Here is an 8,360-nt window from a genome sequence, read left to right as displayed (position 1 = left end):
GAGCCGCGGGCCACGCCGGTGTCCAGGATCCGGCGGGCTCGGTGTCGGTCCCCCGCCGGCAGTGGACGCGGAACCGCAGCCGGCGGGAGAAGCACCTCCGATGCCACACGGCGGCATCTGGCATCAAGAACGAGCAGAGCCCACATCAGAGCCGCGTCAAGGTGCGGGGAAGCCGCCCCACGGGTCTCTACCGTCGCCTCGTGGAACGCCGCAATGACGCGCGACACGACGTGGTCCGCACGCACACGGAGCCCGCGGAAGTGTTGCGCGATGTCCGCTGGGCCAAGGATCTGCGCAGTGCCGTTCGATGCTCGGTCGTCCTCCTCGTCCTCCTCCTGCTGATCGACTGGGAGGCCGACACACTCACGGCCGTGCGCGGAGCGCTGTGGGCCGCCCTCGCCCTCCTTCTGTTCCTGATCCTGTTCCCGTCCAGAGTCACCGTGGGCAACGGCTGGCTGACCTCGCGCGGGCTGCTGCGCAGGCGGCGGGTCCGCACCGACCTGTTGGTGTCGGTGCGGTGCCTCGACGGGGTCTCGCAACGGCTCGTCCTGCGGGATGTGTTCGGCGACCGGGTCGAGATCGACCCCGAGGTCCTGGTGAACAACCCCGGTCTGTGGCACCGGCTCGACAGGGACGCGCACAAGTCCGCGACCGGCGGATCGCTGCTCTGTGGGCAGACAGCGCTGCTGCGGCTCTCGGAGCGGATCGACCGGGAAACCGCACGGACCGTGTTCGAGGTCTCCGGCCTGGACTGACCTCGGCCGGCGAGTGGCCCACCCCCGTCGGGGCTGTGGCTCGGCTCCTGGCTGCATCCACTGCGGCGAACGGCGGCAAGCCCGCGTCGGCCGTCCCTCGCCGGCCCCTCCGAGTCGAGGGGGCGGCAAACCTGTTTCAGCCGGTCGCTCATCGGCCCCGTCTGACTGATCTACGAGCGTCGCTGCCACCGGACGAGCCTGAAGCGGGAGTACTCGGTCCGGCCCCGGAGTGAGCATGAAACGGCCGTACGCTCCGGACGGCCTCCCGCATCGACGTCTCGGTTCCAGCGGGCCCACCACGACGATGCCGTCCTGTTCCCGCGGGGGCGTCCAGTGCGCCGATGTCATGGTCGACCACGTCCCCGTCAACGTGCCGTACTCGAATCGGCAGCGGGCAGCCGCACGGCTCGGCCGGGTCGTGGCGGGCTGCCGCAGCCGGACTCCATCGGCGATGACGGCGTGATGTGGCGGCAGCCGCGCCCAACCACGACGGGGACCTGTCGCGGGCGTACACCCGCGACAGGTCCCCGCCAAAGGGCGCGAGCACCACCACGAAAGCTCCCCCAGGGCGAACCGGTTTCCTGACCGTAAGCCGGCGATGCCGTCATCCCCTGAGTCCACCAAGGCGTCCGAAGGCCCGGCCCTCCACTACGGACTCCGCGCTCAGACGCCCTCTCCTACGGTCTGCGAACCTCTGGCCCTCTCCGCCCGCCCGGTGAAGGGCAGGGACAGCACCATGGTCAGGCCGCCCCCCGGGGTGTCCTCAGGGGTGAGCGTGCCGTCCATCGCCTCGGTGAGGCCCTTGGAGAGCGCCAGGCCCAGACCCAGACCGGTGGTGTTGTCCGTGTCCCCCAGTCGCTGGAACGGCTCGAACAACCGGTCCCGGGAGCCCGGCGGCAGCCCCGGCCCCCGGTCGACGACGCGCAGTTCCACGCGGCCCTCGTGGGCGCTGGCCGTCAGCAGGACCTTGCGCTCCGCCGGACTGTGGCGCACCGCATTGCCGACGAGGTTGGCGATCACCCGTTCCAGGAGCGGGGGGTCGGCCAGCACGGCCGGGACCTTCTCGAGGTCCCCCACTTCTACCTCGGGGACGTCCGCCAGAGCCGTCGGCAGGACCTCCTCCAGCGTGGTGGCGCGCATGTTGAGGGTGAGCACCCCGGCTTGGAGGCGGCTGAGGTCGAGGAGGTTCTCCACCAGCCGGTTCAGCTTGGCCATCGATTCGTCGGCGGTGGCGAGCAGCTCGTCCCGGTCCTCGTCGGAGAACGCCACATCGCGGCTACGGAGCGAGGAGACGGCCGCCCAGCCCGCGGCGAGCGGTGTGCGCAGATCGTGCCCGACGGCCCGCAGCAGTGCGGTCCGCATCCGGTCGGCGGCCTTGACCGGTTCGACCTCGGCGGCTGCCTCGGCGAGCCGGGACCGCTCCACGGCCGCGCCGACGTGCGCGGCGAAGGCGGCCAGCACACGTCTCTCGGACGACGGGAGGGTCCGGCCGCGCAGCACGAGAAAGGCGCCGGGGCCCGCGGGGACGGTGGTCACGCCGTCCTCTCCGGGCGGCTCGTCGACCAGTTCCGCCGACTCCATGCCGAACGTTTCCCGCGTCCGCTCCACGAGCGCGGGGATCGTCGCGCCACCGCGCACGATGGTGCCGGCCAGCGAGGACATGGTCTCCGCCTCGGCCGTCGCCCGCGCCGAGCGTCGCGACAGACGCAGCGAGCGGTCGACGACGGCGGCCACGACAGCGGCCACGATCACGAAGACCGCCAGCGCGAGCAGGGCGTTCGGGTCGTCGAGCGTGAACTGGCCGATGGGCGGGATGAACCAGTAGTTGAGCAGCAAGGACGCCGTCACCGCCGCGATCACCGCCGACACGACCCCGCCTATGCAGGCCACCCCCACCACGGTCAGCAGGAACAGCAAGGCCTCGCTGGTGAGGTTGAGTCGGCCCCGGGCCCCGTCCAGATCCAGCAGGAAGGTGAGCGCCACCGGCAGCAACAGGCCGGCCACCGGGCCTGCGATCCGGCGTGCGGTCGACAGGGTGCGGCGGCGGGAGGGCAGCAGCCTGCCGCGTCCCGCCCGTTCGTGCGTGACGGTGTGCACGTCGATGTCGACGCCGAGCTCCACCACGGTTTCGCCCGTCCCGCGCCCGCCGACGAAGCGCTCGACGCGGCCGCGGCGGCTGGTGCCCAGCACGAGTTGGGTGGCGTTCTCCGCCCGGGCGAACTCCACGAGTGAGGTGGCCACGTCGTCGCCGACGACCGAGTGGTAGCTGCCGCCCAGGTCCTCGACCAGCCGCCGTTGCCGGGCCAGCGACGCGTGCGAGGTACCCACGGCGAGACCGTCACTGCGGGTCACGTGCACCGCCAGCAGGTCACCGCCCGCCGACCGGTCGGCGATCCGGGCGGCCCGCCGGATCAGTGTGTCGCCCTCCGGGCCGCCGGTCAGGGCCACGACCACCCGCTCCCGGGTCTCCCAGACCCCGCCTATGCCGTGCTCCGAGCGGTACGCCTGGAGCGCCTCGTCGACGCGGTCGGCCACCCACAGCAGGGCGAGCTGACGCAGCGCGGTCAGGTTGCCGGGCCGAAAGTAGTTGGCGAGGGCGGCATCGACCTTCTCGGGGGCGTAGATGTTGCCGTGCGCCATACGGCGGCGCAGCCCCTCGGGCGGGATGTCCACCAGCTCGATCTGCCGTGCCCGGCGTACGACCTCGTCGGGCACCGTCTCTCGATGCGGCACTCGCGTGATCTTCTCGACGACGTCGTTGAGGGACTCCAGGTGCTGGATGTTCAGCGCGGTGACGACGTCGATCCCGGCGGCCAGCAGCACCTCGATGTCCTGCCAGCGCTTGGAGTTGCGGCCGCCACCGGGGACATTGCTGTGCGCGAGCTCGTCGACGATCGCCACCTGGGGACGGCGTGCGAGAACCGCGGCCAGGTCCATCTCCTCGAAGTCCCCACCGCGATACGCGCAGGAGGCGCGCGGTACGACTTCCAGACCGTCGAGCATCGCCTCGGTACCGGAGCGCCGATGGCACTCCACGAACCCCACGACGACATCGACACCGCGCGCCGCCCTGCGACGCGCCTCGTCCAGCATGCGGTAGGTCTTGCCGACTCCCGGGGCCGCGCCCAGGTATACCTTCAGCCGTCCGGGTCGTACGTCAACCCCGCCGGTCTCCATATCACTCATATTGGCCGGTCCGTCACTCATCGCAGCCGACGCGCTCCACTCACTGGCGATCAACTCCACGGCGGGAAGGGTTACTTTCCCCACCGAAGCCCTTCCGGGAGACCCTCGGCACGTCCCTTGACACATCCTTGGCGCCGGTCACATGGAGGTTGACACCGCCTTGACGAGCCAAGGGCCGATAGAGTGACGGCGGTGTGCCGGGAAGTCTGGTCGGCGGGGAGCCACAAGGTCTCCTTCTCATGGTCCAGGGGACGGCATGCGCAGCGTAGGGACGGTTCTGGCTCTCGTGGTTCTCGCCACCCTGGTGGCGACCTTCGCGCGGCGCCGGCGTATACCGGCGCCTTCTCTCCTGGTGGTCGCGGGCCTCGCGGTGGCGCTGCTGCCCGGTACTCCGCGGATCGAGATCAGCCCCGAGATCATCGGGCTCGTCGTACTGCCCCCGCTGCTCTACGCGAGCGCCGAGGAACTGTCCTGGCGTGAACTGCGCGCGGTGTGGAAACCGGTCGGGGTCCTCTCCGTCGGTCTGGTGCTGGCCTCGGCCGCCGCGGTCGGCGCCGTCGCGTCGCTGGTCACGCCGCTGTCCTGGCAGATGGCCCTGGTACTGGGCGCGGTCTTGGCCAGTACGGATCCGGTCGCGGTGACCGCGCTTGGCAGGAGGCTCGCCCTGCCGCCGAAGGTGCAGGTTCTCGTCCAGGCCGAGAGCCTGTTCAACGACGCGACGTCGCTGGTGCTCTTCCGGGTCGCGGTGAGTGTCGCCGTGGCGTCGGCGGCGGTGGGCTGGGGGGCGGCGGCCGGCGAGTTCGCGCTGCTGGCGGGCGGAGGCATGCTGATCGGCGCGGCGGTCGCCGGCGTCGTGTCGCTGATCCGGCGGCGCACCGAGGACCCGGTCCTCGAGACGGTGATCGCCCTGGTCAGCCCGTACGCGGCGTATGTCCTCGCCGAGGCGGTGCACGCCTCCGGCGTCACCTCCGTCGTGGTGGCCGGAGTCGTCCTGGGCGGCAGGGGCGACCGGCTCACCAACGCCCGCATCCGGCTTCAGTTGCACGCCGTCTACGGAACGGTGGTGTTCCTGCTGGAGAGCGTGGTCTTCAGTCTCATAGGGCTCGCCCTGCCCGCCCAGGTGCAGGCCCTCTCCGACGGCGACCGGGCGTGGCCGCTGTATGCGCTCGCCATCGCCGCCACGCTCATCGCGATGCGCCTGCTGTGGCTGGCGCCCCTGTCGGCGGTGGTGCAGCGCAAGGGCGGCATCAAGCCCATGAACTGGCGGGTCCCGCTGGTGCTGACCTGGGCGGGCACCCGGGGAGTGGTCCCGCTGGCCGCCGCGCTGTCCATCCCGGTGACCACCGACGCCGGCTCGCCGCTCGCCGAACGCCCCATCGTCCTTGTCCTGACCACCTCGGTCGTCGTGATGACCCTCATCGTCCAGGGCTTCACCCTCGCCCCGGTCGTCCGCCGCTCCGGCATCGCCCTCGAACCCGACCACACGGAACGCGAGGAGGCGGAAGCCCGGTGCAGCCTGGCGAACGCGGGCCTCGGCCGCCTGGAGGAGATCTCGGAACTGGAGGCGGTTCCGGACGTCGTCATCGACCGCCTCCGCCGCGGTCTCACGGCCCGACTCGACGACGCCCGCGACCGCCTCACCCAGACCGACGGCGACGAGGCCCCGACGGAATCCGCCGACCTCACCTACCGCCAACTCCGGCGGGACCTGATCACGGTTGAGGAGGCGGAACTCCAGCGCCTGTACGACGACCACCGCATCAGCGACACCACCCGCCGTCGGCTGCAACGCTCACTGGACCTGGAGGAGGCTCGGCTCACGGACGTCTAGGGCGGGCCTGAGCGAGCGAGTCAGCCTGGCTGTATCGGCGTTGGGCGTTGTGTCCGCTCATGCTCGTGACCGGTGCGTTGCAGGCTCGTCCGGCCGGAGACGATTCGGGTTCGTGCGGCCATCCACACGACCTGCCGGTGGCGCGCCACCCCGGACAGGACCGGCGGCGCGTCCATCACTTGGTGGAGATCTGGCAACGTCGGGCTGTCAGCGCTCGGGTCAGCTCGGCGTCGTACTGATCGGCGTCGAAACAGAACACTGGCAGGCGCGCCCTGTCTGCGGGCACCTGCCAGTCCGACCACTCCACGATCCCCCTGTGACGCTGCACGACGACGGACAGGTAGCCGCAGCATCCGCCGGTACACGCGGGCTCGCCCAGCTCCACACGTCGCGCCTCGCCGGTGGCCCACAGCGGACCGCGACCGTGGCCAGGCAGCGCCTCCTGCGCGAACGGGCCGCGGCCGCCCTCTCCGACCGCCTCTGCCACCACTTCTTCGCCGTCGATCCGGAACTGCAAGTGCGCGGCCCATCGGGGGCCCGGTGGCAACACGCTGACCTCAAGGCGATTGAACACCCGAGCACATTAGCCGGGTACGGGCCGACGCGGGTAGCTTCGGCGAGCCACAAGCATGAGTGCAGCGTCGATGCTTTCAGGGGCAGTTGCGGGCGGTAGGCACTGCCGAGGGGGGAGGCGTTGACGAGTCCGTGCCCGGTCGAGGCCCTCGGTCCTCTTCGTGACGCGTTCGGTGGTCAGCGCCCCGCCGGCACTCGCGACCACGGGATCCGGATCGGCGGACGCGTGCGCCGAAGCTTCCGGCCTCTGCCCCGCGAAGTCAGCTCATTGCTTGTCCGGTGCGGACGGCGGGACGATCTCCCTCTTGAGAGTCTTGCCGGTGGGCCCTTTCGGCAACGCGTCCACGATCCATACCTTTCGCGGGTATTTGTACGCGGCGACCTGGCGCTTGACGTAGTCGCGCAGCTCCTGGGCCGTGGCTTCGGCACCTGGTTTGAGCACGACTGCGGCGCCGATCTCCTCGCCGAGATCAGGATCGGGCATGCCGAGGACCGCGGCGTCGGCCACCGCCGGATGCTCGTACAGCACGTCTTCGACTTCGCGCGGGTAGATCTTGTACCCGCCTCGATTGATCAGGTCCTTCTCGCGGCCGACGATCCAGAAGTAGCCGTCCTGGTCGACCCGGCCGAGGTCGCCGGTGTGGAACCAGCCGTCGCGGATCGCCTCGGCCGTGGCCTCGGGGCGCCGCCAGTAGCCCTTCATCACGTTGTGCCCGCGGATCACGATCTCGCCGGTCTCACCCGGCGGCACCTCGTTTCCGCTGTCGTCGACCACGCGCATCTGGACGCCGTCGATCGGGGTGCCGATCGAACCGGGTTTGCGTGGGGCGTCCGGACGGCTGCCCGAGGCAACGGGTGAGGTCTCCGACAGTCCGTACCCTTCCAGCACGACACAGTCGAACGCGGCCTCGAAAGCCCGCAGCACCTGGACCGGTATCGCCGCGCCGCCGGAAAGGGCCAGCCGGAGCCGGGAAGCGTCGTAGCCGTCGAGGTCCGGCGACTGCAACAGCCTGCTGAAGATCGTCGGCACCCCGGCGAAGACCGTCACCCCGTGCTCGGCCAGCATCCGCAATGCCGACCCCGCGTCGAAGCGCGGCAGCAGCGTCAGGCACGCACCGGCGACGACAGCGGCGTTGAGCGTGCAGCTCTGCCCGAACGCGTGGAACAGCGGAAGCCCACCGAAGATGACGTCGTCCGAGGCGAGATGCAGCGATTCGGAAGCCACGATTTCGCAGTTGCGGGTGAGGTTGGCGTGGGTGAGTTCGGCACCCTTGGCCTGACCGGTCGTCCCCGATGTGTAGAGGATCTCCGCGGTGTCGTTCTCGTGGCGCTCGCTCACTTCCTCGGCGAGTGGGGCGGACGCGAGCAGCGCGTCGAATCCGTCGGGCCCGATGACCACCGCATCGGCCTCGACCTGCTGCGCGCCGGTCCGTACATCGTCGGGGAATGCGGGCTGGGCGAACAGCAGTCGGGCTCCTGAGTCGCCGAGGTAATAGGCGACCTCGCGCGCCTTGAGCAGCGGGTTCATCGGAACGACGATGCCCCCGGCCCGGAGCACGCCGAAGTAGGCGATGGCGAATTCCGGACTGTTGGGCAGCATGATCGCCACTTGGTCGCCCGGCTTGACACCCCGGTCGCGCAACAGTCCCGCCATTCGGGCGCTGACCTGGTCAAGCGCGCGATACGAGATGATGTCGTCCCCCAGACGCAGCGCGGCCCGGTCCGGGTGGGCGCGGGCGCTCCGTACGACGATCGACGCGAGGTTCATGGCGGGGCCACCCTTCGGCGTGCTGCGTTCGTCGGCTGCGCGGCCTCGTACCACGTGGGTGCCACATCTCAGGCTATTCCTGAATCACGGCATGGGCGATTTCGGCGAGATTGCGCTGCGCGCCCGGTGTCCGTTCTCCGGTTCCGCCGACGTGCGATCCCGCGATCCGGGGAGTTGCCTCGCGGCGGGTGCTCGGAGCGTTGTCCTCAACGAAATCGGCGTCCGCAACGGCTCGTCGTGTGCCGGC

At 70.6% G+C, this 8,360-nt stretch carries 5 protein-coding genes and 1 pseudogene; 2 read left to right on the top strand and 4 right to left on the bottom strand.

Annotation, left to right across the window (positions count from 1 at the left end; translation table 11 throughout):
• The first annotated feature begins 200 nt into the window (after positions 1 to 200).
• On the top strand, positions 201 to 755 hold the full coding sequence (locus tag ACFV0T_RS11500; RefSeq protein ID WP_385777002.1) for a hypothetical protein: 555 nt from the start codon (positions 201 to 203) through the stop codon (positions 753 to 755).
• 663 nt (positions 756 to 1,418) lie between these two features.
• Here ACFV0T_RS11500 and ACFV0T_RS11495 read toward each other — a convergent pair.
• Entirely contained in the window at positions 1,419 to 3,941 is a 2,523-nt protein-coding gene (locus tag ACFV0T_RS11495) for an ATP-binding protein (RefSeq protein ID WP_385777000.1), read from the bottom strand.
• A 256-nt stretch (positions 3,942 to 4,197) separates the two neighbouring features.
• Between ACFV0T_RS11495 and ACFV0T_RS11490 the strand changes: the two genes are divergently transcribed.
• Positions 4,198 to 5,772, top strand: a complete 1,575-nt coding sequence (locus ACFV0T_RS11490; protein ID WP_385776998.1) for a Na+/H+ antiporter — start codon at positions 4,198 to 4,200, stop codon at positions 5,770 to 5,772.
• A 175-nt stretch (positions 5,773 to 5,947) separates the two neighbouring features.
• Here ACFV0T_RS11490 and ACFV0T_RS11485 read toward each other — a convergent pair whose 3' ends face one another.
• From ACFV0T_RS11485 to ACFV0T_RS11475, 3 genes and pseudogenes are all read right to left on the bottom strand, one after another.
• Positions 5,948 to 6,346 (bottom strand): hypothetical protein, encoded by a 399-nt coding sequence (locus ACFV0T_RS11485; RefSeq protein WP_385776996.1) that lies wholly within the window; start codon positions 6,344 to 6,346, stop codon positions 5,948 to 5,950.
• Between the two features lie 138 nt (positions 6,347 to 6,484).
• Positions 6,485 to 6,568: pseudogene (locus tag ACFV0T_RS11480) on the bottom strand (DNA alkylation repair protein); the annotation flags it as partial.
• A gap of 42 nt (positions 6,569 to 6,610) precedes the next feature.
• Complete coding sequence (locus tag ACFV0T_RS11475) at positions 6,611 to 8,113, bottom strand: long-chain fatty acid--CoA ligase (protein WP_385776994.1); 1,503 nt, start codon at positions 8,111 to 8,113, stop codon at positions 6,611 to 6,613.
• Positions 8,114 to 8,360 lie beyond the last annotated feature (247 nt).

It is taken from the genome of Streptomyces sp. NPDC059582 (assembly GCF_042735715.1).
Classification (GTDB): domain Bacteria; phylum Actinomycetota; class Actinomycetes; order Streptomycetales; family Streptomycetaceae; genus Streptomyces.
This window is presented reverse-complemented; position numbering and strand designations above follow the sequence as displayed.